At 62.2% G+C, this 23,326-nt stretch carries 22 protein-coding genes, 1 tRNA gene, 4 pseudogenes and 1 CRISPR repeat array; of the genes and pseudogenes, 14 read left to right on the top strand and 13 right to left on the bottom strand.

Going from position 1 to position 23,326, the window contains the following annotated elements; genetic code table 11:
• The 7 genes and pseudogenes from ACO07J_RS10805 (at position 1) to ACO07J_RS10775 (ending at position 5,631) form a co-directional block, all read left to right on the top strand.
• Complete coding sequence (locus ACO07J_RS10805) at positions 1–1,122, top strand: NUDIX domain-containing protein (RefSeq protein WP_422028823.1); 1,122 nt, start codon at positions 1–3, stop codon at positions 1,120–1,122.
• Between the two features lie 57 nt (positions 1,123–1,179).
• A complete protein-coding gene (locus tag ACO07J_RS10800; RefSeq protein ID WP_422028822.1) occupies positions 1,180–2,211 on the top strand; it encodes a cysteine synthase A in 1,032 nt (343 codons plus the stop codon).
• Positions 2,208–4,688, top strand: coding sequence for a DUF3772 domain-containing protein (locus tag ACO07J_RS10795; protein WP_422028821.1), 2,481 nt, complete (start codon positions 2,208–2,210; stop codon positions 4,686–4,688). Before ACO07J_RS10800 ends, ACO07J_RS10795 begins: the two co-directional genes overlap by 4 nt.
• A pseudogene (locus ACO07J_RS10790) lies at positions 4,685–4,834 on the top strand (alanyl-tRNA editing protein); the annotation flags it as partial. The gene ACO07J_RS10795 and the pseudogene ACO07J_RS10790, both read left to right, overlap by 4 nt.
• 28 nt (positions 4,835–4,862) lie before the next feature.
• Positions 4,863–5,270: a DUF6869 domain-containing protein gene (locus tag ACO07J_RS10785; RefSeq protein WP_422028820.1), complete on the top strand. Its 408-nt coding sequence runs from the start codon at positions 4,863–4,865 to the stop codon at positions 5,268–5,270.
• 46 nt (positions 5,271–5,316) lie between these two features.
• Positions 5,317–5,472, top strand: a pseudogene (locus ACO07J_RS10780) (alanyl-tRNA editing protein); the annotation flags it as partial.
• 69 nt (positions 5,473–5,541) lie between these two features.
• Positions 5,542–5,631: transfer RNA gene (locus ACO07J_RS10775), tRNA-Ser, on the top strand.
• 330 nt (positions 5,632–5,961) lie between these two features.
• Positions 5,962–6,594: a CRISPR direct-repeat array (repeat unit 36 nt; unit sequence GTCCGGGCTTGGCCACGCCGCTCCTTCTGCTAGGAT).
• 73 nt (positions 6,595–6,667) lie between these two features.
• Here the strand turns inward: ACO07J_RS10775 and cas2 are convergent.
• From cas2 to ACO07J_RS10710, 13 genes are all read right to left on the bottom strand, one after another.
• Positions 6,668–7,018, bottom strand: a complete 351-nt coding sequence (gene cas2, locus ACO07J_RS10770) for a CRISPR-associated endonuclease Cas2 (RefSeq protein ID WP_422028819.1) — start codon at positions 7,016–7,018, stop codon at positions 6,668–6,670.
• On the bottom strand, positions 7,011–7,925 hold the full coding sequence (cas1, locus tag ACO07J_RS10765) for a type II CRISPR-associated endonuclease Cas1 (protein ID WP_422028818.1): 915 nt from the start codon (positions 7,923–7,925) through the stop codon (positions 7,011–7,013). Before cas1 ends, cas2 begins: the two co-directional genes overlap by 8 nt.
• A 44-nt stretch (positions 7,926–7,969) precedes the next feature.
• A complete protein-coding gene (cas9, locus tag ACO07J_RS10760) occupies positions 7,970–11,209 on the bottom strand; it encodes a type II CRISPR RNA-guided endonuclease Cas9 (RefSeq protein WP_422028817.1) in 3,240 nt (1,079 codons plus the stop codon).
• Between the two features lie 139 nt (positions 11,210–11,348).
• Positions 11,349–11,735, bottom strand: a complete 387-nt coding sequence (locus ACO07J_RS10755) for a hypothetical protein (RefSeq protein ID WP_422028816.1) — start codon at positions 11,733–11,735, stop codon at positions 11,349–11,351.
• Positions 11,732–13,042: a recombinase family protein gene (locus tag ACO07J_RS10750; protein ID WP_422028815.1), complete on the bottom strand. Its 1,311-nt coding sequence runs from the start codon at positions 13,040–13,042 to the stop codon at positions 11,732–11,734. The genes ACO07J_RS10755 and ACO07J_RS10750 overlap by 4 nt, the downstream gene beginning before the upstream one ends.
• A complete protein-coding gene (locus tag ACO07J_RS10745) occupies positions 13,039–13,494 on the bottom strand; it encodes a DUF2924 domain-containing protein (protein WP_422028814.1) in 456 nt (151 codons plus the stop codon). Before ACO07J_RS10745 ends, ACO07J_RS10750 begins: the two co-directional genes overlap by 4 nt.
• A 217-nt stretch (positions 13,495–13,711) precedes the next feature.
• A complete protein-coding gene (locus tag ACO07J_RS10740) occupies positions 13,712–14,791 on the bottom strand; it encodes a bifunctional DNA primase/polymerase (protein WP_422028813.1) in 1,080 nt (359 codons plus the stop codon).
• Positions 14,791–15,051, bottom strand: a complete 261-nt coding sequence (locus ACO07J_RS10735) for a helix-turn-helix transcriptional regulator (protein WP_422028812.1) — start codon at positions 15,049–15,051, stop codon at positions 14,791–14,793. The genes ACO07J_RS10740 and ACO07J_RS10735 overlap by 1 nt, the downstream gene beginning before the upstream one ends.
• Positions 15,052–15,142: 91 nt before the next feature.
• A complete protein-coding gene (locus ACO07J_RS10730) occupies positions 15,143–15,769 on the bottom strand; it encodes a hypothetical protein (RefSeq protein WP_422028811.1) in 627 nt (208 codons plus the stop codon).
• 135 nt (positions 15,770–15,904) lie between these two features.
• Positions 15,905–16,381, bottom strand: a complete 477-nt coding sequence (locus tag ACO07J_RS10725) for a hypothetical protein (protein ID WP_422028810.1) — start codon at positions 16,379–16,381, stop codon at positions 15,905–15,907.
• Positions 16,374–16,616 (bottom strand): hypothetical protein, encoded by a 243-nt coding sequence (locus tag ACO07J_RS10720; RefSeq protein WP_422028809.1) that lies wholly within the window; start codon positions 16,614–16,616, stop codon positions 16,374–16,376. The genes ACO07J_RS10725 and ACO07J_RS10720 overlap by 8 nt, the downstream gene beginning before the upstream one ends.
• A gap of 94 nt (positions 16,617–16,710) precedes the next feature.
• Positions 16,711–16,923 (bottom strand): hypothetical protein, encoded by a 213-nt coding sequence (locus ACO07J_RS10715; RefSeq protein WP_422028808.1) that lies wholly within the window; start codon positions 16,921–16,923, stop codon positions 16,711–16,713.
• Positions 16,910–18,154, bottom strand: a complete 1,245-nt coding sequence (locus ACO07J_RS10710) for a site-specific DNA-methyltransferase (protein ID WP_422028807.1) — start codon at positions 18,152–18,154, stop codon at positions 16,910–16,912. Before ACO07J_RS10710 ends, ACO07J_RS10715 begins: the two co-directional genes overlap by 14 nt.
• Positions 18,155–18,784: 630 nt before the next feature.
• Here ACO07J_RS10710 and tnpA point away from each other — a divergent pair.
• From tnpA to ACO07J_RS10675, 7 genes and pseudogenes are all read left to right on the top strand, one after another.
• On the top strand, positions 18,785–19,195 hold the full coding sequence (tnpA, locus tag ACO07J_RS10705) for an IS66-like element accessory protein TnpA (protein WP_422028806.1): 411 nt from the start codon (positions 18,785–18,787) through the stop codon (positions 19,193–19,195).
• On the top strand, positions 19,192–19,542 hold the full coding sequence (gene tnpB / locus ACO07J_RS10700; RefSeq protein ID WP_067630184.1) for an IS66 family insertion sequence element accessory protein TnpB: 351 nt from the start codon (positions 19,192–19,194) through the stop codon (positions 19,540–19,542). Before tnpA ends, tnpB begins: the two co-directional genes overlap by 4 nt.
• Before the next feature lie 61 nt (positions 19,543–19,603).
• Positions 19,604–21,235: an IS66 family transposase gene (tnpC, locus tag ACO07J_RS10695; RefSeq protein WP_422028805.1), complete on the top strand. Its 1,632-nt coding sequence runs from the start codon at positions 19,604–19,606 to the stop codon at positions 21,233–21,235.
• The gene (locus tag ACO07J_RS10690; RefSeq protein ID WP_422028804.1) at positions 21,232–21,459 is read left to right on the top strand and encodes a hypothetical protein; all 228 of its coding nucleotides are present in this window, start codon (positions 21,232–21,234) and stop codon (positions 21,457–21,459) included. The genes tnpC and ACO07J_RS10690 overlap by 4 nt, the downstream gene beginning before the upstream one ends.
• Before the next feature lie 29 nt (positions 21,460–21,488).
• Positions 21,489–21,802: pseudogene (locus tag ACO07J_RS10685) on the top strand (DUF6441 family protein); the annotation flags it as partial.
• Between the two features lie 225 nt (positions 21,803–22,027).
• A complete protein-coding gene (locus tag ACO07J_RS10680) occupies positions 22,028–22,891 on the top strand; it encodes a hypothetical protein (RefSeq protein ID WP_422028803.1) in 864 nt (287 codons plus the stop codon).
• Positions 22,892–23,137: pseudogene (locus ACO07J_RS10675) on the top strand (acyl-CoA transferase); the annotation flags it as partial.
• Positions 23,138–23,326: the final 189 nt, after the last annotated feature.

Genomic DNA, 23,326 nt, shown 5'->3' with positions numbered 1-23,326 from the left:
ATGCAGGAGGTTTTCGTCACCGGGCCGCTGGCGTGGCCGCCCCTGCTGGAGATCGTCGCGGGCGGGCCGCTTTCCGGGCGGCCCCGCGCGGCGCGGCTGACCGGGGCGACGCTGGGCCCGGACCGTGATACCTGTTTCCCGGTGCTGGTGCCGGCGGCGGAGGGCATGGCGGACGGGGTGCTGGTCGATCTGCCCGACCGGCTGGTATTCGATCGCATCGAGTATGTCGCCGCCGCGCTTGGTTGCACCCCCATTCCCAAGCATATCGAGGTCGATGGAGAGGCGCGGGCCGCCATTGCCTTTCTCGGCGAGGGCGAAACCGAGCCGGGCGCGGCGTGGGACGAGGCGGGCTGGGCCAAGCGCTGGGGGGACATCGCCCTGAACGCGGTGACCGAGATCGCGGGTTATTTCGGCCGCAAGCCGGCGGACGAGGTGGCGGCGCACCTGCAGATGGTGCTGGCCCGTGCCGCCGCACGCGTGAGCGCGGCGGATGCGCCGCCCGCCACCCTGCGCAGCGCGACGCCGGCCTCGCAGGTCGAGGAGACGGGGCGGGAGGTAACCCATGCCGGCTTCTTCCTGACGCAGACCCATTCCCTGCGGCATCCGGCGTTCGACGGCCATATGAGCCCGCCGTTGCAGCGCGAGGTCTTCGTGGCCACCGACGCGGCGCTTGTCCTGCCGTATGACCCCGCGCGCGACAGGGTGCTGCTGGTCGAGCAGTTCCGCATGGGGCCCTATGGTAGGGGCGACCCGCGTCCCTTCGTGCTGGAGCCCGTGGCGGGCCGGGTCGATGCCGGCGAGACGCCCGAGGCCACCGCGCACCGCGAGGCGTGGGAGGAGGCGGGGCTGCGTCTGGACGGGCTGGAGCACATGACCAGCCATTACTTCTCGCCCGGCTGTTCGACCGAGTTCTACCATTGCTATCTCGGCCTGGCCGACCTGCCGGACACGGGCCGTGGCCGGGGCGGGCTGGAGACCGAGAACGAGGATATCCGCACCCATGTTCTGGGTTTCGATCAGGCGATGGCGCTTGTCGAAAGCGGCGAGGCCAATGTCGGGCCGCTGGTGCTGATGCTGCTCTGGCTTCAGCGGGAACGGCCGCGCCTGCGTTCTGCTGCTTGAGTTTCCGGGGCGCAGGTTCTAATCCTTTCGGGGCAATGCAAGATGAGGGAGCAGGGCATGCGCGTCGCGAAGGATCTGGCCGAGGCCGTTGGAAACACGCCGCTTATCCGGCTGCGCAAGGCGAGCGAGGAGACCGGCTGTGACATCTACGGCAAGGCCGAGTTCCTCAATCCCGGCCAGTCGGTCAAGGACCGCGCCGCGCTCTACATCATCCGCGATGCGGTGAAGCGGGGCGAATTGCTGCCCGGCGGCACCATCGTCGAGGGCACGGCGGGCAATACCGGCATCGGGCTGGCGCTGGTGGGGGCGTCGATGGGGTTCAAGACCGTCATCGTCATCCCCGAGACGCAGAGCCAGGAGAAGAAGGATTTCATCCGCCTGGCCGGGGCCGACCTGGTGCAGGTGCCGGCGGCGCCCTACAAGAACCCCAACAACTATGTCCGTTATTCCGGCCGGCTGGCCGAGGAGATGGCGCGGCACTCGAACGAGGGCGCAATCTGGGCCAACCAGTTCGACAACGTCGCCAACCGGCAGGCCCATGTCGAGACGACCGGACCCGAGATCTGGGAACAGACCGGCGGCAAGGTCGACGGGTTCGTCTGCGCCGTGGGTTCGGGCGGCACGCTGGCCGGGGTGGGCGAGGCGCTGCAGCCCAAGGGCGTGAAGGTGGCGCTGGCCGATCCGATGGGCTCTGGCATGTACACGCTCTACAAGGACGGCGAGGCCAACGCGACCGGCAACTCGATCACTGAAGGCATCGGGCAGGGGCGGATCACCGCCAACCTCGAGGGGTTCACCCCCGACATGCTCTACCAGATCCCCGACGAGGAGGCGCTGCCGGTGGTGTTCGACCTGCTCGAGCACGAGGGGCTCTGCCTTGGCGGCTCGTCCGGCATCAACGTGGCCGGCGCAATCCGCATGGCAAAGGAGATGGGGCCGGGCCACACCATCGTGACCGTGCTGTGCGATTACGGCAACCGCTACCAGTCGAAACTGTTCAACCCGCAATTCCTGCGCGAGAAGAACCTGCCGGTGCCCGAGTGGCTTGACGGCTCGCCGCGCAGCATTCCCGGGGTCTTCGTCGAGTGACGGGGCTTCTGCGGGCGCTCTGCCTTCTCCTGGCGCTGCTGGTGGGCGGTGCCGGGGCGGGGCTTGTCACTGTCCCGCAGGCCATGGCACAGGCGGCCGGGCAGGCCGTCGATTACGAGGCATGGGAGCGCACGGCGACCCGGGCCGAGGAGGCGGTCGAGAACAACCGCGCCTCGACCCCCGCGCTGGAGGCGCTGCGCGAGGATCTGGCCGAATGGCGCGACAGGTTCCTTGCCGCGCAATCCGAGAATTCCAGCACCATCGCCACGGTACGCCAGCAGCTTGCAGCCCTGGGGGACGCCCCCGAGGACGGCACGGAATCGGAAGACATTGCAGCCCAGCGACAGGCGCTGAATGCCCGGCTGGCCGAGTTGCAGGCGCCGGTGAAGCGGGCCGAGCTGGCCTATAGCCGGGCCGACGGGCTTATCCGCGGCGTCGACCGGATCATCCGGGACAGGCAGGCCGAGGAGCTGCTGGAATTCGGGCCGTCGCCGCTGAACCCGGTGCACTGGCTGCCCGCCTTGCAGGAGGTCAGCACCACCACCACGCAGATGGTCGGGGAGGTGCGCAACGGTTGGAACAACCCGATCCGACAGGACGAGACCCGCGACAACCTGCCCGCCGTGCTGGTGTTTCTCGCCATCGGGTTGGTCCTTGTCGTGCGGGGGCGGCGCTGGTCACGCGGGCTGACGGCCTGGGTTCTGGGCGATCAACCCGGCGCCGGGCGATGGCTGGCGGGGTTCGCCCTGTCGCTGGGCAGCCTGATCCTGCCTTTCATCGGCGTCGCGCTGCTGATCGAGGCGGTCAGCAAGACCGGCCTGCTGGGCCTGCGGGCCGAGCAGTTCGTCGAGGCACTGCTGCCCTCGGCCTTCGTCTTCCTCATGGCGCGCTGGCTGGCCACGCGAATCTTCCCCGCCAAGGAGGCACGGACCCTGCCGCTGGTGCTGGACGAGGCGCAGCGCTTCAGCGGCCGCTGGACGGGGGCGGCGCTCGGGCTTGTGGTGGCGGCCTATGCGCTGGTGCGGAACACCGCCGAGCTGTCGCGCTGGAGCGAGGCCACGACCAACACGCTGCTCTTCCCGCTGCTGGTGCTGACGGGGCTGCTGGTGCTGCGGCTGGCGCGGCTGCTCAGGGCGCATACGCGCAACCAGGTGGAACTGGAGGGCAGCGAGAACTACCGCACGCGGCTGACCCGGTTCCTCGTGCTGGCGCTCAACCTGCTGTCGCTGATCTCGCCGGTGCTGGCGTCGGTGGGGTATTTCACGCTGGCGCATTTCCTGATGTTCCCGTCGCTGGCCTCGCTGCAGCTACTGGCGATCCTGCTGATCCTGCAAAGGCTGGTGACCGAGGTCTACGTGCTGGTGACCGGCAACCGGGACGGCGCAGCGGAATCGCTGATCCCGATCCTGATCGGCTTCGTGCTGGTGCTGATGTCGATCCCGTTCTTCGCGCTGGCCTGGGGCGCGCGGGTGGCGGACCTGACCGAGATCTATTCCCGCCTCCTGCAGGGGTTCGATGTCGGCGGCACGCGGATCTCGCCGGCGATCTTCCTGACTCTCGTGATCGTTTTCGTGATCGGCTACATGGCGACCCGGCTGCTGCAGGGGACGTTGAAGAACACCGTGCTGCCCAAGACGAAGCTCGACCAGGGCGGGCAGAACGCCATCGTTTCGGGCATCGGTTATGTCGGGATCTTCCTGGCCGCGATCATCGCCATCACCAGCGCCGGCATCGACCTGACCGCGCTTGGATATGTCGCCGGTGCCCTGTCGGTCGGCATCGGTTTCGGCCTGCAGAACGTGGTGTCGAACTTCGTCTCGGGGATCATCCTGCTGATCGAGCGGCCGATTTCCGAGGGCGACTGGATCGAGGTGGGCGGCACGCATGGCGTGGTGCGCGACATCTCGGTGCGCTCGACGGTGATCGAGACCTTCGACCGCTCCGACGTGATCGTGCCCAACTCGGACCTGATCAGCGGCACCGTCACCAACTATACCCGCGGCAACACCGTCGGCCGGGTGATCGTGCCGGTGGGCGTGGCCTATGGCACCGACACGCGCAAGGTCGAGGGCATCCTGAAGGAGGTGGCCGAGGCGCATCCGATGGTGCTGATGTCGACACCGCCATTCATCGTGTTCAAGGGGTTCGGGGCGGATTCGCTCGATTTCGAGATCCGCGCCATCCTGCGCGACGTGAACTGGGTGCTGGCCGTGCATTCCGACATGAACCACGAGATTGCCCGGCGCTTCACCGAGGAAGGGATCGAGATCCCCTTCGCACAACGCGACGTCTGGCTGCGCAACCCCGAGGTGCTGCGCGGCGAACCTGCGCCCGAGACCGAACCCGGCACGCCGAGCACGAGCGGCGATGTCGAGGATGCGCGCGCGCATTTGACCGGCAAGGATATCGAGGACGCCCGCACCGGCGAGACCGACGGCGAGGCTGACGGGTCCGACGGGGACGCGGACGCGAGATGACCGAACCGCTCTTCCTGAAGGATGCCTACCGGACCGAGGCGGAGGCCACCGTGACGGGGCACACGCAAGAGGGCGGGATCGTGCTGGACGCCTCGATCTTTTACGCCACCGGGGGCGGGAAGTCGGGCGATGGCGGGCGGCTGAACGCCCTGCACCCGTCCCTGGACTCGGCTAATGTTCTCGACCATCATTTCGTCCATGATTACTCCGAAGAATGCCAACTCAAGTGACTTTGCCGTCTCCTGGCTGGGATTTCAAAGAAGCCCCGCAGGCACCGCGATGTGGTCTGCGAGCCAGTGGGTCGTCGATTGTTACGTTGGATGGACCTTCGATCGCCCAGAGGAACTCTGGGGAGGAATAATCGAGATATCAAAGAGTGAACTTTCTGACGAGGAAATCGCGCAACTGGGTGCCGGGCCGTTGGAGAGCCTGTTGAGTGAAAACTACCCACAGTTCTCTCAACTTGTCTTTCACCTCGCACGAAAGAATGACGTCATCTTCCTAGCTCTTGAACACGTAAATCCGCCTGACGAACACGAGATCGATTTCGAAAAGGAACTCAGTGATTTGCAGGATGGTTAGATGACCGCAGTACCGAACGAGACAAGCGACATACTTGGTACGGCATCTGGTCCGCATCGGCGAGGGCACCGACCAGGTGGACCTGCAGCCCTGCGGCGGCACCCATGTCGCGCGGATGGGTGAGATAGGGCGCGTACGCCTTGGAAAGATCGAGAAGAAGGGCCGCCAGAACCGCCGGGTGAGCCTGCACCTGGAAGACTGACGGCCGGGCGCGAGAACCCCAAGAATTCCCTTGAACTGCCTGCGCCCCCGCGGCTAAAGAGAGCCGCACGGAGAGGTGGCCGAGTGGTCGAAGGCGCACGCCTGGAACGCGTGTAGGCGGGAAACCGTCTCCAGGGTTCGAATCCCTGTCTCTCCGCCACTTGCCCCCGCGAAAGCGTTCTCCCGATTTGGCCGCGGCCGGATTTTCTCGTTGTTTTCGAGGGTTATGCGGGAAGGGCTGAGCACTGGCCTCAGCGCCGGGAGGCTCGAAAGCGGTCTCTCAGGGCTGATATTCTCTGGACCTCATGACTGCGCCGATTTGGTGAATGGCTTGTAAACCCCTGTGATAGAACAAGAAAATAGAGTCCCCGAAATTGCTTGGATTGGAGTCGCGTTTGCATCTGCCGCGACCGGGTTCGGAAGTTCTCAGGCCATGGCTTGGTGGTTGTAGAACAATGCATCCAGCGGGGGGATCTCAAGGCAATCGGCGGTCCGGGCTTGGCCACGCCGCTCCTTCTGCTAGGATAAGGCGCTCGTGGAGTCCGTTTTCCCGAACGTCCGGGCTTGGCCACGCCGCTCCTTCTGCTAGGATTAAGCATGGAAGTGCAGGCAATCAGATCAGTGTCCGGGCTTGGCCACGCCGCTCCTTCTGCTAGGATTAACGTGGATGTCTACCCGGTTCTCTATTTCGTCCGGGCTTGGCCACGCCGCTCCTTCTGCTAGGATTCGCTTTGCCATTCTGGAAATGCGATAACTGGTCCGGGCTTGGCCACGCCGCTCCTTCTGCTAGGATGTCAGCATCACGGATGAAAAATCCATCCCGGTCCGGGCTTGGCCACGCCGCTCCTTCTGCTAGGATTGTGCAGGTAGACGTAGACGGGCCAGAGAAGTCCGGGCTTGGCCACGCCGCTCCTTCTGCTAGGATAAAAGTGCAAGAGCGGTTGACATAACTGCCGTCCGGGCTTGGCCACGCCGCTCCTTCTGCTAGGATTTGATTGCCGTCAAGGTCGATCCCCTTGCGGTCCGGGCTTGGCCACGCCGCTCCTTCTGCTAGGATACGGTCGAGGCGTTCGAGGAAGAGGGCGTTGTCCGGGCTTGGCCACGCCGCTCCTTCTGCTAGGATTACACCCCGCGCAACCTCTTGTTGCGCGGGGCTTTTTACTGAGTGGCGCCTCAGAAAAACGCCCCTTGCCTGCTCAAAACAGCACAAGTTGAGCTGGTTTTTCTGCAGGGGCTTTCGATCTCCGCTTGCCGTGGAAGACCTGACTGAGGGCATATTGCTTGTCCGTGAAGAATAGCACCTGCACATGGCCGGGGTCCGGGACGAGGTCGCCAACCTGTCTTGCATAGCTCTCAGCCTTTTCCTTGCTCCAAGCATGCCGAAGATAGACTGAAAACTGAACCATTTCAAAGCCAAGGTCCAACAGGTCGTTGCGAAAACGCGTGGCGCGTTTGCGTTCCGCGCTGGTCAGCACCGGCAGATCGAAAAGCACCCATACCCACATGATTCTGTATCCTGAAAGCTGTTTGAAACCGTTCTCATTCATCGTACCGCACTTCCGCGGCGATGGGGATCGGCCGGTCCGGAAAGACGAGGCGCAGCTTGCCGGTCTCACAGGACTGGGCGAGGCTTTGCGCCAGACGCACAAGAACCTGAGAAAGCGGGCTTGCGCCTTGTGACGTCGGGAAATCGGCCGCGAGGCTGGCCACGAGTGCGCCACGCGCCTCGGCGACCTCGGTGATGCCCTCCGCGCAAAGGCTACGGACGATCAGGTCGATAGTGGGGCGGAAAGGTTCCATCAGGTCATCGGCAAGCGCCAGCGCATCGCCACCGGAACGGTGGTGGACGGACAAGGACGGATGCAGACCCGTGGCCACGATCGAGCGGGCAGTCGCTGCTCTGAGAACGGCATAGCCATAGTTCAGCAGGGCATTCGCGCCCGAGGCGTCGCGGTTACGCCGAAATGCCTTGTCCATCATCAAGGGCCAATAGGCCTGCGCAGCTTGGGCCTCGCGATTGTCAGGGTCGCCGGAGCGCACGGCTGTTGCCAGTCGTCGCAATCGCTCGGGGGGCTCGTTCACGCGCTCAAGTGCCTCAGCCTGTGCCATGATCTTGTGGCGCACCAAAGTGGCCCAAGCTTGCTTGCGAAAGGGCAAGGACGCATCTGCTTGCGCCCTGAAACGATGCGCCTGCTGGAAATGCCCGTTGAGCGGGAGCATGACACTCACCGGGTTAAAGTCATGGCCCAGCACCATAACCGGTACATGTCGGACGCCAAGTTCGGCAAGCGCTGTATTCGACCAGACCATTCCGGGGCTGGCGACCAGCACCGCCTCAACGTCATCGAAAGCGATCCGTCCGGCCTCGCCGTCGCTTGTGTCCACCGCCAGGAACCCGCGGCGCTTGTGCACCGAGAGCCCGGGCTTCGTCAGTTCCAGTATCCGTCCAACCATGAGAGCCTCCTTGTGGGAATGCGCCCGAGCGGTTGGCCTGCCTGTCAGAGTGTCCCATGCGGGATCGTGTGTACCCGCCCCAGTTCGTCGATCCGCACGCGCCGGGCGCGGCGAAGCTTCAGTTTGCCGATGTTTGCGAAATCCCAGCGGAAGGGATCGTTGGCATCACTGTGCCGCTTCTGGTAGTCTCCAGCATCATTGATCCCGACGAGGTAAATCACCGAGTTGCTTGGCGACAGTCGAACGATCCGTTTGATCTGGTTGCTTCCCTCGACGATGCACTTGTTCTTGTCGTCCCAATCGAACAGCTGGATGGTGTCATTCTTGCGGACGCGCATGATGAAGCGCGCGTCGGGATGCGCAACATCCCATGGCTTGGCCCCACCCGAATTCGCCGCCCAGATGTCTGTTGCGTGCTGAAACCAGGTGCCTTCGGGAGTTTCAAGGATGTCGAGCCAAGAGATTTCGCCGGGAACCAGCCATTTGTAGGGCTCGCCGTCACGGTCGTGGACGGGGCGCACGCCTGCTTCGGGTTTCAGGATGCGCAGTTTCCGGTGGCCGGTTTCCTGAACCCATTTCGCCAGTGACTCGGGGAGGCGCTTCTTGCGTTCCGCCTCTGGCAGCGACTTGTCGCGGGCTGACCTGGTGGCCTCTTCCAGGCTTAGGCGCAGCTTGACGTCCCGGACCTGACCGATTTCCTTTTCAGTGAGGCCGGACACCGGTTTTCGGACGACAACATTGCCGATGGTCCGGTCGGCCTGGTTCTCGGACACATCACGCACGATACCAAAGACCGTATCCTCATGCAGCCTGCCGCTGGTCTGTGACGGATCGCTCGGGCCGATGCTGCCATGTTGCGCGCGGTGGCTGACGTTGACCTTTTCGACGGCGGACAAGACGGCGTCGCGGAACCCATCGAAGGGCTCAGGCGGGGCGGGCAGGACTCGGTCCAGCCGCTGACCCCCCATGTTCCGGGCATGGGTCTGCAAGACCTGCACCATCCGCCTGTCGATCACGCCCACCACGGCGGCATCGATCGCGTGATGGCGGTGATCGTTGCGCGACTTGCGGTTGTGATCGCCCAGGTTCAGCCCCCAGCGGTGCCGCAGCATGGCCGTCATCCGACCCGGCAGCACCCAGACATGGCTGCGGCGTTTGCCCTCATCGTCGACTTTCGGGAACAACGCCTCGGCATAGGCGCGGACAACTCGGGCCAGATAGCCGGTGGCGTCCAACTGACGGTCTTCGAAACCGCGGGTCTCCTCCCATTTCTGCATGGCGCCCGGCAGGAACCGCCAGGACTTGTTGGCGGGCAGGTGTTTCGTGCGTCCGATGATGGCGGCCAGGTCGAAGAAATCCGGCTGCTGGTCGGCGGCCTCGGACGGCGACAGCTTGCCCTTTCGGCGGTTGGCATCGCGGAAACACAAGGTCTTATTGGCCGGACTGTCGTCGAAGGTTTCCTCGAAGGGCAGGATGTGATCGATCTCGATCTCGTCGGAATGCAGCTGATGCAGTGCGATGGGGCGGCCTGTGTATGGACAGAGCCGATCTGAGGGGCCTTTGCCAATCTCCTCCCAAAGTCGCATCCGCAAGAACCGGTCGCCGATCCGCGCGCCTTCCGTCAGCAGCCCCGCTTGCTGAAGCTCGGCACGCCAGCGATCATTGCGTTTTTCGTTGTCGCGGATGGTTTTCTCGATCTTGTTCAGTTCCTCCGCGGACTTGGCCATGTCGCGGGTGGCCTCTATCGCCACCTGCGCGGGCTTGCCGTATTTTGCGATCAGTTCGTTCATCACGCGCCGGAATTGACCGAGTGCGATGTGCACGGTTGGATTAGTGATCCGGCCATAGCGCAACAGGTCGGGGTCATTCGGGTCCCCGGTTCCGTTCCCGATCATGCGCTTTAGAACGGGCAGTCGGTTGTAGGGCGGCAGGGTATCGACGCCTTCTTCGGCCTGAAAATCGGAGTGGTCCAGCCCCGCTCCGCCAAGCAAAGGCGCGCGCCGGACCGCTTCGTCATAAGAAATGACGTCGCTGCGCAGTTCTTCGACAATCGCCTGCGTCGCTGTCTTGCAGAAACGCAGGTGACCGTCCGGCAGTGGGATCTTCTCGACCCTTTCCGCCACCTCGCGAGAAAGCCCAAGCCTTTCAATAAGCCAGCAGATGAGCTTTTCCGTGTCTGCGACCTCCGATATCTGCCACAGGATTTCCTCTTGCGTGGCGTTGTCGAGGGTCGGCCAGATCGTCGCCAGCGGTCCGGGTTTCTTCGTATCGCCCAGCAGTCGTGCTGCCACGTCATTCCGTGCAAGCTCCTTCATGCCGCCCTTTTCGAGGTTGAACTCGGCCTGTGACGGCAGCTTCAGGGTCTTTTTCAGGCCCGACCATGACAGTTTCGTTCCAGCCATCAACGTACGCGCGACAAGATCCCGCGCGGTGATGTCCAGCGGCTGTTCGCCGTGGTCGTCGACAATGCGCAAATGGTTGAGCTGTGACAGGATCAGGAACTCCTGTGCGGCCGGGTGCCAGCGCGGCAGCCGGTCCTGATCCGGGAAAAATGTGCATTTCCCCGGGCGTACGGGGCGCAACGGGCGCTGAAAGAAGATCGTGTCACGGAACCGCTGTCGCATGTCTTCGGTCAGCGACGGATGAAATGCGGCCTGCGTCGCCCAGATGTGATCGAACTCGGCTTCCAGAAGTGCGCGTGTTGGATAGAACTCGTAGGAAAGCTTCGCGCCTTCACCCGTCGGACGGATGCGGGTCCCTTCGCCACGCGCAAGGCGCGCGTGCAGAAAGGCACCGTATGTCGGGTGCCCATCTGACCTCAGTCGCTCCAGAAGCGCGGCCGAGGCGATCGCGATCTTGCCCTTTTCGTCCGCATCCTTGTCGGCACGGCGGTTGCTCTTGAATCCGCGATGCTTGGACATGTGCCAGAGCGCCCGACCAAGTTGCTCCAGCGCCACCTGTTCGCGTGCGGCCTTCGCCCGAGCTTCGAGGGGATTTGTGGCAAAGACCTCATTTCGGTCTTCTGCATCTGATGGCATCAGGCCGAATCTGACCAGGTCATCGAGCAGTCGCTTCCTTCGCCCTAGGCTTCGATCCTGCCGCCGCCTTGCACCGCGCGGGATTCTGCGTCCGGCAGCATTGGACTCCTTCGACTGTGGATCCCGACCATTCGGGAATATCCTCACCCCAATCTTTTCAAGAGAAGCGGGCCGCACATCAGCGTCCAGGCGATAGACGGCCCAGCCAAGTGAGTTTGTTCCAAGGTCGAAAGCGAAACGATACATGAGCCCTCCGAAATGCTTGCCAAGCCAGCATATTCCGGGATAACCTGAAATTCCTAGCAGAAGAAGCGGCGTGGTCTTTCCCGCGATAAGGCGAAATATCCACACCATTGGGGCAGGCTGCGGCCTGCCCCGTCTGTTTTCAGATTGATTGCCTGAACCGCTGAGCTTCCCACTCCACCGGAAACGGCTCCAGAACCCGCGCCAACGTCACCCCCGGCCCCTGCTTCCCGTCCAGGATCGCCTCGACGATGTCGGGCGCGAGCAGCGTGAGCCGCAGGACGCGGGTCATGTATGAGGGCGCGATGCCCTCCCGCTCGGCCAGTTCGGCGATGGTGGCGAACTCGCCCGACTCGAGCATCCGCTTCCAGCGGAAGGCGCGGGCCAGCGCCTTCACGAGGGCGCTATCCGGCCGTCGCGGCTGAACAGCACCGTCCGGCATCTGCATCTCCTTGCGTCCACCGCGCTTCACGACGCGGAAAGGGACGTGGAGCGTCACGGTGTCGGGGATCGGCGTCGCACGGGTCATGCGGCTTCCCCGGTGCCGCCGGCCAGCATCTCGCGCGCGAGGCCGCAGAGGTTATCGACGCGCAGGCGGACGTCGAGCCCGTCCGTGCCGATGTCCACCCGCTCGACCAGCAGCGCCACGATGCGGGCCTGCTCGGCGGGGAAGAGTTCGTCCCACAGCGGGTCGAGCTGCTGGAGCGCCGAACGGGCGTCGGCTTCCGTGATGTCGTCGGCGTGGGCGCGGGCGGCCTTCCACGTCCCTGCCACGATCTCGGGCTGGCGGAACACGGCTCGGAGTTGATCGATGACGGTCGCTTCGATCTCGCCCGCTGGTACGCGACCCACCGGGCACGACCCGGCACCGTGTTTCAGTACCGTCTGGCTGACGTAGTAGCGGTAGAGCCGGCCGCCCTTGCGGGTGTGCGTCGGCGAGAAGGCCGCGCCATCGGGACCGAATAGCAGCCCCTTCAGCAGCGCGGGCGTCTCGGCGCGTGTCCGTGCGGCGCGCTTCCGGGGGCTTTCCTGCAGGATGGCGTGGACCCGGTCCCACGTCTCGCGGTCGATGATGGCGTCGTGCTCGCCCGGGTAGCTGTCGCCCTTGTGCACCGCCTCGCCGATATAGGCGCGGTTGTTCAGCATCCGGTAGAGGTATTTCTTGTCGATCCGGTTGCCGCGCGGCGTGCGGATGCCGCGTTTCGACACCTCCCGCGCGAGCTCCATCCCCGATCCGATCTCGAGGAAGCGGGCGAAGATCCAACGGACATGCTTGGCGTGCTCGTCGTCCACGACCAGCTTCCGGTTCTCGACACGGTATCCGTAGGGCGGGACGCCGCCCATCCACATGCCCTTCTTGCGGCTGGCGGCGACCTTGTCGCGGATGCGCTCGGCGGTCACCTCGCGTTCGAACTGCGCGAACGAGAGCAGGATGTTCAGCGTCAGCCGGCCCATCGACGTGGTCGTGTTGAAGGACTGCGTGACCGAGACGAAGGTCACGCCGTTGCGGTCGAATACCTCGACCAGCTTGGCGAAATCGGCCAGCGACCGGCTGAGGCGGTCGATCTTGTAGACGACGACCACGTCGATCAGGCCGTCCTCGATGTCCTCCAGCAGCCGATGCAGTCCGGGCCGTTCCAGCGTGCCGCCGGAGATGCCGCCGTCGTCGTATTGATCGCGGACGAGCACCCAGCCCTCGGAGCGCTGGCTGGCGATGAAAGCCTCGCAGGCCTCGCGCTGGGCGTGGAGCGAGTTGAACTCTTGGCTTAGCCCTTCCTCCGAGGACTTGCGGGTGTAGATGGCGCAGCGCTGCTTGCGCACGATTGGCTTGGTCATGTCCGTGCCCCCCGGTTCCTGAGGCCGAAGAAGACCCAGCCGTTCCAGCGCGTTCCTGTGATCGCGCGGGCGATGGCGGAGAGCGATTTGTAGGGCCGTCCCTGCCACTCGAAGCCGTCCGTGGTGACGGTGACGACATGCTCGACACCCTGCCATTCGCGGATCAGCCGTGTGCCGTTGATCGGACGTTCCCGATCAGCCCGCATGCCGCTCTTCTTGCGGTCGCCGCCGTCGAGCTGCTTGCCCAGTTTCTCCAGCTTTCGGACGGTTGCCGGCTTGAACCCGCCATAGGCCAGTTCCTGAATGCGATAGGCGAGGCGGCTTTCCAGATACTGCCGGTTGAACGGCGGCGGCTCGCCGCCGAACAACTCGCGCCACTGCTGCTTCAGCGCCGGCGTCGGCGTGGTCTTGAGCGCGGCCAGGCGCGCGGGGATGGGGTCGTCGGTCATCATGCGGTCTCCTTGCGAGTTGGAATTGCATGACCGCTCTGAAGGCGCTCGGAGTGAAGCGAACTATCTCCGATCTCAGGAGAATATTTCCTTGACTGTCCCATCTTCAGGCGAACCAGCCCGCAGGCCAGCAAACGGCACAATTCCGCACGCCGTTCGGCCGGGGACATCAGGTGCGGCGACAATGCATTTGCGGAGACACGAGGAGCATGCGGCTTGGTCATCTCGGCAACCTCGTGACGTTACCATCGATCGGGGTCACAAGCTGGAACTGAGCATGCAGTTTCCCGGGAACGGGGCGTCGTACCTGCGAAAGCAGACCCGCTCGCTCCAAGTCCCGTCTCGCTTTCAGAAAACGCTCCCGCGACAGATCCGTCAGCCCTACCTCGCGCATGCCGGTGTGATCGAGTGCGAAGGCTTTCGCCGGTGCATGCCCATGCTGATCCACCAGCGTCACGTACAGTGCCAATGCATCGGACGATCCGCCGGCATGCCGAATGGCATCTACAGCACACCTGTTGACGCGGAAGGCAGAGTTGCGGCCTTCAAACACCGAGTTGCGGAGCCGCTTCTTCCAAGCCCATTTGGCGATGGCTTCGACCTCTGCGTCCTTTACCGTTTCCGGATGCACGCACCGCTCATCACGCTCAAACCTCAGATTGTCTGAAAGCTCATCAAGGCTATCGACATACTCGACCATGCTGATTGCCGACTGGAAAAGGTGACGGTTCCGTGCGCCTTCAGGGACCTTCGGCTGCAGAATTGGAGCGCTCTCACTATTCTCCGTGGCCAGAACCGTAATTTCTGTTTCGCCGAGTTGGGCGCCGGTGGCGTAGTAGTAGGCTTCTCCGTTCGGGCGAATAGAGCCAGGACCCACGACGTAGGCATTCGGGCCGGATTTCACGTCGACGGGCAGACCCTCGGTGCGAAGGTTGGGCAGAGAGGCCGCGGGACGCCGAAAGTAAAGGTGCAGGCCGCGCGGCGTCCTCACCTGAACCCGCGCCGGTCCAAAACGGTCCTCAAGGCGCCGGATAATATCATCATCGTCACAATCGAGGTCGAGAACGACGAGGCCAGGCAGCCGAATGCCATACATGAGCGAATCTGCCCGCCGCATCGCACCGAAGACCTGAGGCATCGATATGGTGACTTTCTTGGCGTAGCTCACCAAGGGGGCCTTGCCCTCCGGGCCGCCGCCAAGCGGGAGCAGAGAGAAGCCAGCGCTGCAAAGGGAGGCGATTTCCGCCTCGACCCGGGCGCGGCAGTCTGAGGATGGCTGAGCTTCCGCTTTCATCACCATCACCGCTCTGCGTCATCGCGGACGGCAAGGACATCCGGCGCTTGGCCGGGAGACCGCGTTGCGTTCTCAGCGATCCAGGCGTCAAGATCGGTCTTCCGATAGCGGATAGATCCACCCAGCTTGCTGTAGCGCGGGCCGCGGCCACGGGCATGACGGCTGCGAAGCTTAGCCAGCGTGGACTCACTCAACCCCAAGTACCGCGCGGCTTGGCGCGGGGGCAGCAATGCATGAGCATCCAGATCGACTTCGCTGGCCAACATCATAACCTCCAGACGAACTCAGCCGTTGGAAGTCGTTGTATGTCCTGTCCAAATGGTTCTCGTTACGAGATATGAGGAACTTGCAGAGCCTTCATGTACTCTGGGCTTCATCTTGTTGCCACTGGCGGAGCTTGTCCTGTGCAACTCTTGGCTGCGCGCCAATGCCAAGAATTCGAAAAACGTGATTGATGAACTTCCCGAAAGGCGACGAATGCTGAGTTTCGGCATTGATCCTAGGCGCTTTCTCACCAGTTTCTTGGTGCCAGATCTCGCTGCAAACATCCAACACAGAAATTGCTCGCCAATTGGTCCCGCCATGCGGCGGCTTCAAACCGGAGTTTTTATTGGCGATGTATTCTGCCGAGCGAAGCAGCCGCCGAGCATAGTCTGAAAATTCGTCAAAGGGTTCTTCGCGATCGCTGCTATATTGAAGCATATCGGCATGCAGCTTCAACTCAAGTGCGCCCTGACCGGAGATCCGCCCAAGCTGTTTGAGCAACTTTTTAAGGGCCGGAATGAGTTTTTCGATCGGCTCTTTATCTATGAACTTTCCGTATTCGAGGGGAAGAACCTCGGAGGCACCCAATATCATAACTGCGAGAGATCTTGCTGGGAAAACGTATTGTTTGAATGGGTAGTCTGGGTCCGGTCCGGTGCTTGGCCAGGTTGACTGGATTAACTCTTCAAGCTTGGCGAGTTTCTTCTCGTCCATTGCCATGCTGACGCCCCCGGTCTTCAATGGTGTGTAGCTGATTCCTCCGAATTCTGTGTGGCTTGGATCAAGAAAACAAGGCGATTTGTTTGGCGCAAACCCGCACGTACCATCAGTGATGAAGGAAGGTTGCGGCGTGCCTCAGTCGTCGCTGCCAGATCTCAGAGACTCTGCAGATTTTGTGCATTTTTCCGCCAAGCGATTGAGGCAGTCATCAATGACTTGATTGTACTGCTTCAGCATGGCCCGATCACGAGTCAGCTGCGGCGGCAGACCGTAGAGCTCGGCACGGACCCAGGTCGCAAGCTGCATGATCACCGCCTCAGCCTCTTTCTGCGAGATCAGCTCCCTATTCTTGACCGCGATGCGCTGCTGGATCTCCGCTGCACGCGCGCGCGCCACTTCGTTTGAGGCATCCTTTTTTGACGCGCGTTCAAGGGCATCTTCATAGTGCGCGATGATCCCGCGCACGAGACTGACAACGGTGTATGATCCGCGCCCATCGTCGGCTATGAAGCCGTCTTTCCGCAGCTTCTGGAGCCAGCGTTCCGATCGCCCGGTGAGGGTGGCAGCCTGACTTACCGTCAGGCCTGCACCTCCATCCTTCTGGCTAGCCATCGGTGTCACAGTGCTCATGTTCCGGCCGACGCAGGTTCTCACGCGCGGCGTCTGCAGCGGCGGTCTCGCGAACCCGATAGGCGACCACGGGATCCTGCGGGAAATCCCAGCCGACGTTCTTCGCGGCAGTGGGTGCAAGCGTGCCATCGGGCAGCAAGACCTCGACCACGGTGTTGAGGTCGCCGGGGCAGGGGCCTCCGGTCCAGGGCTTCCACGCGCTCCACTGGTTTTGCATGTCGTGTTTCCTTTCTGTTCTATTTTCGAAGAAAGTGATCTTGGCGTCCGAGGACGTGGCGGCCCGCGGGCTGGGTTTTCGTAGGCCACAATGGTCAGCTCGACCGACTGGTGTCGTCGTGTGGGTCCAGGACGTTTTCGGGCTGCTGGCCAGCTGTCGAGCTAGCACCCTGCTCTGCCTTGAAGCGGTCGAGCGCGTCAATAATGGCGCCCCACATCACTGCGCGTGCTTCGCTTGCGCTTATGACGTGGTAGCGCTGGCCGGTTTCGTCCAAGAGTACGGAGGGGCGTTGCTCAGGCCGGTTCATGATCAACTCCCTCTTGAGCACGCTGCGCCGCGACGTCCGTGAACGGCTGACCCGTTACAGCAAGAACCGCCTCGCGGCCGGTGAACTCCGACCAACGTCGAATGGTGACGTCGACGTATGCGGGGTCGATCTCGATCACGTACGCGCGGCGTTGCGCCAATTCGGCTGCGATCAGGGTCGTCCCCGAGCCGACAAACGGGTCGTAGATCGCGTTACCAACAGCCGAACTGTTCTCGATGGCGCGCCGCATGCATTCGACGGGCTTCTGAGTTCCGTGGCCGTGCCCGGCATCGTCGCGTGAGCCAATTGACCAAACCGTCGACTGGCTACGATCGCCTTGCCAGTTGGCGTTTCCGCCTTTGCGTACAGCATAGAAGCAAGGTTCATGGCGCCAGTGATAGTGGCCCCGAGAAAGTGCGAACCGCTCTTTTGCCCAGATGATCTGTGAGCGGATTTCGAAGCCCGCTGCGATCAGGCTTTCTTCAACAGTGCTGGCATGGAGCGCGCCGTGCCAGACGTATGCGACGTCGCCCGGAAACAGGGCCCAGGCCGCCCGCCAGTCCGCTCGGTCATCGTTCTGCACGCGTCCCAGTTTGCGACGGTTGCGGTTGACGCCGGCCTTGGCGCGCCATGACGGGTCATAGGTGACGCCGTAAGGTGGGTCAGCGACCATCAAGTTCGGCGTTTCGCCATGAAGCAGTTCCCGCACTGCGTCAGTATCGGTGGCGTCTCCACAAATCAGCTGATGGTCGCCGAGCTGCCAGAGATCGCCGGGGCGACTGATGACCGTCTCAGCGGTTTCCGGAAGGTCATCCGGTTCAGACAGCCCACCGATGGTTGCAGCGGTCAAAGGCGGGAGGAGGTCGTTAAGTTCCTCAGGCGAGAAGCCGACGTCGGCGAGAAAGTCTGCGCCAACCAAGTCCTCGAGAGCGTCAAGTTCTGCCCGCAGAAGGTCTTCATTCCACATGCTGGTTTCAGCGAGACGATTGTCGATCAGCGCGTAGGCCGTGGCCATTTCATCAGACCAGCCACGGGCCACGATCACCGGCACCTCGGTCAGTCCGAGGCCACGAACCGCCTCAAGGCGGCCGTGGCCCGCAATCAGAGTGCCATCTTCCTTGATGAGCAGAGGAATTGTGATCCCAAACTGCTCTATGGAAGCCTTGATCTGTGCGATCTGCTCCGGTGGGTGCTCCCGCGCATTTTGTGTGTAGGGAGTGAGGTCGCTCACTGATCGAGTTTCGACCTGGTGGGCGATTGCAGGAGCTTGGTTCGAACCGCTTGGTGGCATGACGCAGATCTCTTTGGGATGTCATCTGCAGTATGCCCGAGCGGATGCGGCTGCGCTTTACATGAAGTCGGCGAATTATGGCGTGTTCATGTAATGTTGTGCCTGGCCGGAGATGACGGTGCCGGTAGAGCCTGGTTCATTGTTGCCGGTGCGGCGAACCGAAACGCAAATCGAGAGATCAGAAAAACGCCGAGTATCTGGGGTGCCGCGGACCCGCGCACGAAATCCCAAGATACGGTCCCTATTTTTTTGTTACGCATTTCACCGCCAGAACAGGGCGTTCCGTTTTGATGGACCGTTGCCTGCCTGCTCCTGACTTGCCTAGAATATGAGGCAAGGGGAGAGGATTTATTTCTTACATATGTGGACGAGATTTCGTCTCCTGTGAATGCTAACAAGCTACGTCAGTTTGAAGCCGCAGATGCACCGTCCCCGGCCGAGCCCGCGCTAAATGCTGGAGGCCGAGGAGGCGATTGTGTGGCTGTCATCGTCGGCGCCCTCGATACCGACCGTAAGGCTCCGGCGGCGGCCGTCTGATCGCGGCTACGATCCGATGATAAGTCCGACGTTATGTCCGACTTTAACAACCGCCCGCAAATCGAAGTTCTTGCCGTTTCTGACGGTGCCCGCCGCCGGCACTGGTCGGACGAGGACAAGGTCCGGATTGTCGAGGAAAGCTTTATTGGCCATCGGCAATGTGCTGCCACGGCCCGGCGGCATGGCGTTTGCCGCTCGCTGCTGACGATCTGGCGCCGTGAATACCGGAACGGCGAACTTGGCGCATCCCGATCTGCAGCCTTTTCGCCGGTTAGCGTAACGCAGGACAGCCCGGGCTCGCGGCCGGGTCAGGTTGATCCCTTTGAGCCAGCGCGAGATACCCAAGTCGAGATCGCCCTACCAAATGGCCGTCGGCTTATCGTGCCGACCGAACTGGAACCGGAGAAGTTGGTCCGGCTCATCCAACTGGTGGAGCGCGCATGATCGCGTTTCCAGCGGGCGTTAAGGTCTGGATCGCGGGCGGAGTGACCGACATGCGGCGAGGCATGAACACGCTGGCTCTGCAGGTGCAGGAGGGGCTTGGTCGTGACCCACATGCCGGGGAGATCTTCTGTTTCCGGGGCCGCAAGGGCGACCTGGTGAAGATCCTGTGGCATGATGGCGTGGGCATGTCGCTCTATTTGAAACGCCTGGAGGCTGGCAAGTTCATCTGGCCGGTGAGCCGGTCCGGCGAGGCGGTGCAGATCTCTGCAGCGCAGTTGGGTTATCTTCTCGAGGGGATCGATTGGCGCAATCCACGCTGGACGCAACGCCCTGCAAAGGCAGGATAAATTACGCTGACAGGTCTGTTTTTTATTGGTGCCTTGCGAGCCCGGATGATAGACATCCGCCATGTCGAACACCGCTTCCGAGCTTGCGAGATTACGCGCTGCCCTGGCCGTCGCCGAGGCCCGCGTAGAGGTTGCTGAAAGCGAGCTGGCACAGACCCGTGCGGTCGTGTCCTGCTCGGAAGCGATGATCCAGGAACTCAAGCTTGAGATCGCCAAGCTGCGCCGCGACAAATACGGCATCTCGTCGGAACGGCGCGCCCGGCTGATCGATCAGCTGGAACTGCAGCTTGAAGAGCTTGAAACGGCGGCAACCGAGGATGGCCTGGCCGCCGAACAGGTGGCCGGCAAGGCCACCACGGTGCGCGCCTTCACGCGCCGCCACCCTGTGCGCAAACCATTCCCCGATCACCTGCCGCGTGAGCGGGTTGTCGTCGAGGCGCCTGATGCCTGCACCTGCTGTGGCTCGGATCGGATCGTGAAGATGGGCGAGGATGTCACCGAGACCCTGGAGGTGATCCCGCGCCGGTGGAAGGTGATCCAGACGGTACGCGAGAAGTTCACCTGCCGGGCCTGCGAGAAGATCAGCCAGCCGCCAGCCCCGTTCCATACAATCCCTCGTGGATGGGCCGGGCCCGGCTTGATCGCCATGCTCGTCTTCGAGAAATATGGCCAGCACCAGCCACTGAACCGGCAGGCCGAACGCTTCGCCCGTGAAGGCGTCGAGTTGAGCCTGTCGACCCTGGCAGACCTGGTCGGGCACGCGACTGTCGCCTTGCAGCCGATCCATGCCCTGATCGAGACCCACGTGCGCGCCGCTCACCGTCTGCACGGCGACGACACGACCGTGCCGCTTCTGGCGCGGGGTAGCGCGAAGAAAGCCCGGCTCTGGACCTATGTGCGCGATGATCGGCCCTGGAATGGTGGCGCACCGCCGGCGGCCGTCTTCCACTTCTCCCGCGATCGTTCGGCAACCAATCCCAATCAGCACCTCGCCGGATGGCAAGGCGTGCTGCAAGCCGACGCCTATGGTGGATATAACGATCTCTATCGCGTCGACCGTGATGCAGGGCCCGTGACCAGCGCCCTGTGCTGGGCGCATGCGCGCCGGAAGTTCTTCGAACTGGCGGATATTGCCGGAAACGTCCGCAAGGGCAAACCCGCCCATCAGATCTCGCCGGTCGCGCTGGAAGCGGTGAAACGGATCGACGCCATCTTCGACATCGAGCGCGAAATCAATGGGCTGGATGCCGATGCCCGGCTTGCCGCCCGCCAGGACCTGTCTCGTCCTCTGGTGAACAGCCTCCATGACTGGCTGCTGGCAGAGCGCGCGAAACTCTCCCGGCACAACAAGGTGGCCAAGGCGATCAACTACATGTTCGAGAAAGAAGGCCGTTGGCAGGCCTTCACGGCATTCCTCGATGACGGGCGCATCTGCCTGACGAATAACGCAGCCGAACGCGCCCTGCGCGGCGTAGCCCTGGGCCGCAAGTCATGGCTCTTTGCCGGCTCCGAGCGCGGCGGGCAGAGGGCCGCCGCCATGTATACCCTCATCGTCACGGCCAAAATGAACGACATCGACCCGCAGGCGTGGCTCGCCGATGTTCTCGCCCGGCTGCCCGACATGCCTGTCTCCCGCACGCATGAACTTCTGCCCTGGAACTGGAAATCCGGGTCCCTCGCCGAGGCGGCATGATCATGCCGCTCAATAAGGTGCATTCCGTCAAGACCATCGACCGCGTTGCTGCCGAGCTCGGAGAAACCGTCGATCGGATCTTCGAGCTCGCCGGTGATATGGAAACCGAAGATGGCGTGATCTGGGTCTACGGTCCCGGCGACGACAGCGTCATCGCATTCACTCCGTTCGGTATCGAAAACCTGCGAGAGCTCATCGAAATAGACCGGCACAGCGCGCGCTGACCGCGTGCGGCCCACGCCGGATGCTTACTACCGACCTGCTGATCCGCTCGAAGGACGGTTTCTGGCTCGCGATTCCGACAGATGCCGCCGGCCGTGGACTGCGCCTGAGCTTCGTCTATCGCCGCCAGGGGCCGAGCCTACTTGTGCGGAAGGGCGCCTGAACAGCCGAGGGCTCGGCGTCGCGTCTCGCTCAAAGACCGGCCGCGGGCGCGCGACGGTGCCGAACTTCCTGCAGGTGCCACAGGTAAAGCCGCCGAAGCGGCTGGACCTCGACCGGGATGCAGAGCGTGCCCTCGACAGCGTGCCGGGGCTCATCGTGGCGAACTGGCTCAGCCGCCGATAATAGGCGGTGCTTTTGCGTCGCGACGCGTTCGTTTAGTCTGCCAAGAGCAGTGGAGTTAGTGGAGCAATCATGACCGGAGACCGTGTGTTCCCTGATTGGATCGAAGATGACTACGATGGCATTAGGTCAAGCCTGAGTTCCCCAGCCGCTAAGTCGATAGACCGATTTCGATCCCGATACTCTCGTCTTCAAAAAGAAATACAGCCTTTGCCCTCAGAAGTCGAGATGTATGAGATTTATCAGATATCAGCCGAACGGCTTCAAGGTTATTTTCCAGATGCATTTAGTTCTCTCACGCATTGCTGCGAATATCTGGTCGGATTCTGGCTCTATCGACACGCATATAAAATGAACGCATATGATGATGGGTTGAAGTACTCATTGAGCGCCGGGAATTGGCTAATCGCCTTCACCTGCCTTCGGAACATGTTCGAGGAGATAGCGCACTACAACTTCTATCTCTCGCGCATTGAGAGAAACGTGAAGAAAATCGATCAACTGGAAAAGAATGAAACCAAGCGGGTCAGGCAAGGTAAGCGGCCGTCAGACAAGTGGATTAAAGACTACATAAGTTGCGATCTTGAAATAATCAGAAATATTGAAAAGGCATTGCAGGGCTCTGATTTTGATTGGGCCTCTTGGATTAAGCAAAATCTTCAAGGGCTGCATGATGAGGGCTTGGCATCACAAGCATTCAAGCAATCGGAATCTCGGAAGACACATGTTAATGACTGCATCTCCCACATGGAGAAAGGTCACAATAAGCCATTCTCTGCATACTACGACATTCTTTCTGAAATGGTTCACCCAAACTTTGGATCAAATACACTGGTCATCAAGACGAGAGAAAAATTCAATCAAACATTTGGTCGGGTGTGGATGGCTGGTGCGATCCAGGAACAGGAGGCGGCTTGTTGGTTCTTTGAAGTTGCCTCAGAACCGATGGCCGAGACACTCGCTGTCTCTACCCGAAATCTCTCTGTTGCTAAGAATCTGTATTCGGCCTTTCAGCGCCGCGCAGAAGCAAGCAGCAGTGCGCTCGGTCACGGATTGGTGAAGCCCAATGCTGACAGACAAAAGTTGAATTAATTGGCCTCCACTCGTGAAACCATCCTCGCCGCGCTGCACAAGCGGCTTTCGGCGCTGCCTCCCACCGCGCTGCGGGGTGAAGTGTCACCCGAGCGCGTCCCGGCAGATGGCCTGCTGGTGCTGCGCGACGGCGAGTCGGGCGAGCCCGAGGTGAAGCTGTCGCCGCTCACCTACCACTACCAGCACCGCGCCGAGATCGAGGCGGTGGTTCAGAGTAATGATCGCGACGCCGCCTTCGACACGCTCCCCGATCAGCCCCAGCTGCCGCGCTTCAAGGCGTACACGAACTATGACAACTACATCGGCGTCGGGACCTAGACGAGGATCGGCCTGAACAATACCGACTAAAACGATCAGGGAGTGTTCTACGCCGCGAACAACCGGCTCGTGGTCCTAGGTCGACGGGAGCTGCCTCTTCGGCGCGACGCTCATTTA

It is taken from the genome of Roseovarius sp. (genome assembly GCF_965228755.1).
Lineage (GTDB): Bacteria > Pseudomonadota > Alphaproteobacteria > Rhodobacterales > Rhodobacteraceae > Roseovarius.
The sequence above is the reverse complement of the archived record's forward strand: the minus strand, read 5'-3'. Positions and strand labels throughout refer to the sequence as shown.

Bases quoted from the DNA above. Each gene is read 5' to 3' on its own strand.
- ACO07J_RS10740 (WP_422028813.1), bottom strand. From the start codon at position 14,791: ATGGTGATGAAAGCGGAAGCTCAGCCATCCTCAGACTGCCGCGCCCGG.
- ACO07J_RS10690 (WP_422028804.1), top strand. From the start codon at position 21,232: ATGATCATGCCGCTCAATAAGGTGCATTCCGTCAAGACCATCGACCGC.
- tnpA (WP_422028806.1), top strand. From the start codon at position 18,785: ATGTCCGACTTTAACAACCGCCCGCAAATCGAAGTTCTTGCCGTTTCT.
- cas1 (WP_422028818.1), bottom strand. From the start codon at position 7,925: ATGGTTGGACGGATACTGGAACTGACGAAGCCCGGGCTCTCGGTGCAC.
- ACO07J_RS10715 (WP_422028808.1), bottom strand. From the start codon at position 16,923: ATGAACCGGCCTGAGCAACGCCCCTCCGTACTCTTGGACGAAACCGGC.
- cas2 (WP_422028819.1), bottom strand. From the start codon at position 7,018: ATGAATGAGAACGGTTTCAAACAGCTTTCAGGATACAGAATCATGTGG.
- ACO07J_RS10745 (WP_422028814.1), bottom strand. From the start codon at position 13,494: ATGATGACCGACGACCCCATCCCCGCGCGCCTGGCCGCGCTCAAGACC.
- ACO07J_RS10725 (WP_422028810.1), bottom strand. From the start codon at position 16,381: ATGGCTAGCCAGAAGGATGGAGGTGCAGGCCTGACGGTAAGTCAGGCT.
- ACO07J_RS10750 (WP_422028815.1), bottom strand. From the start codon at position 13,042: ATGACCAAGCCAATCGTGCGCAAGCAGCGCTGCGCCATCTACACCCGC.
- ACO07J_RS10720 (WP_422028809.1), bottom strand. From the start codon at position 16,616: ATGCAAAACCAGTGGAGCGCGTGGAAGCCCTGGACCGGAGGCCCCTGC.
- ACO07J_RS10800 (WP_422028822.1), top strand. From the start codon at position 1,180: ATGCGCGTCGCGAAGGATCTGGCCGAGGCCGTTGGAAACACGCCGCTT.
- ACO07J_RS10735 (WP_422028812.1), bottom strand. From the start codon at position 15,051: ATGTTGGCCAGCGAAGTCGATCTGGATGCTCATGCATTGCTGCCCCCG.
- ACO07J_RS10730 (WP_422028811.1), bottom strand. From the start codon at position 15,769: ATGGCAATGGACGAGAAGAAACTCGCCAAGCTTGAAGAGTTAATCCAG.
- tnpC (WP_422028805.1), top strand. From the start codon at position 19,604: ATGTCGAACACCGCTTCCGAGCTTGCGAGATTACGCGCTGCCCTGGCC.
- ACO07J_RS10755 (WP_422028816.1), bottom strand. From the start codon at position 11,735: ATGACCCGTGCGACGCCGATCCCCGACACCGTGACGCTCCACGTCCCT.
- ACO07J_RS10785 (WP_422028820.1), top strand. From the start codon at position 4,863: ATGTTCTCGACCATCATTTCGTCCATGATTACTCCGAAGAATGCCAAC.
- tnpB (WP_067630184.1), top strand. From the start codon at position 19,192: ATGATCGCGTTTCCAGCGGGCGTTAAGGTCTGGATCGCGGGCGGAGTG.
- ACO07J_RS10805 (WP_422028823.1), top strand. From the start codon at position 1: ATGCAGGAGGTTTTCGTCACCGGGCCGCTGGCGTGGCCGCCCCTGCTG.
- ACO07J_RS10680 (WP_422028803.1), top strand. From the start codon at position 22,028: ATGTATGAGATTTATCAGATATCAGCCGAACGGCTTCAAGGTTATTTT.
- cas9 (WP_422028817.1), bottom strand. From the start codon at position 11,209: ATGTATCGTTTCGCTTTCGACCTTGGAACAAACTCACTTGGCTGGGCC.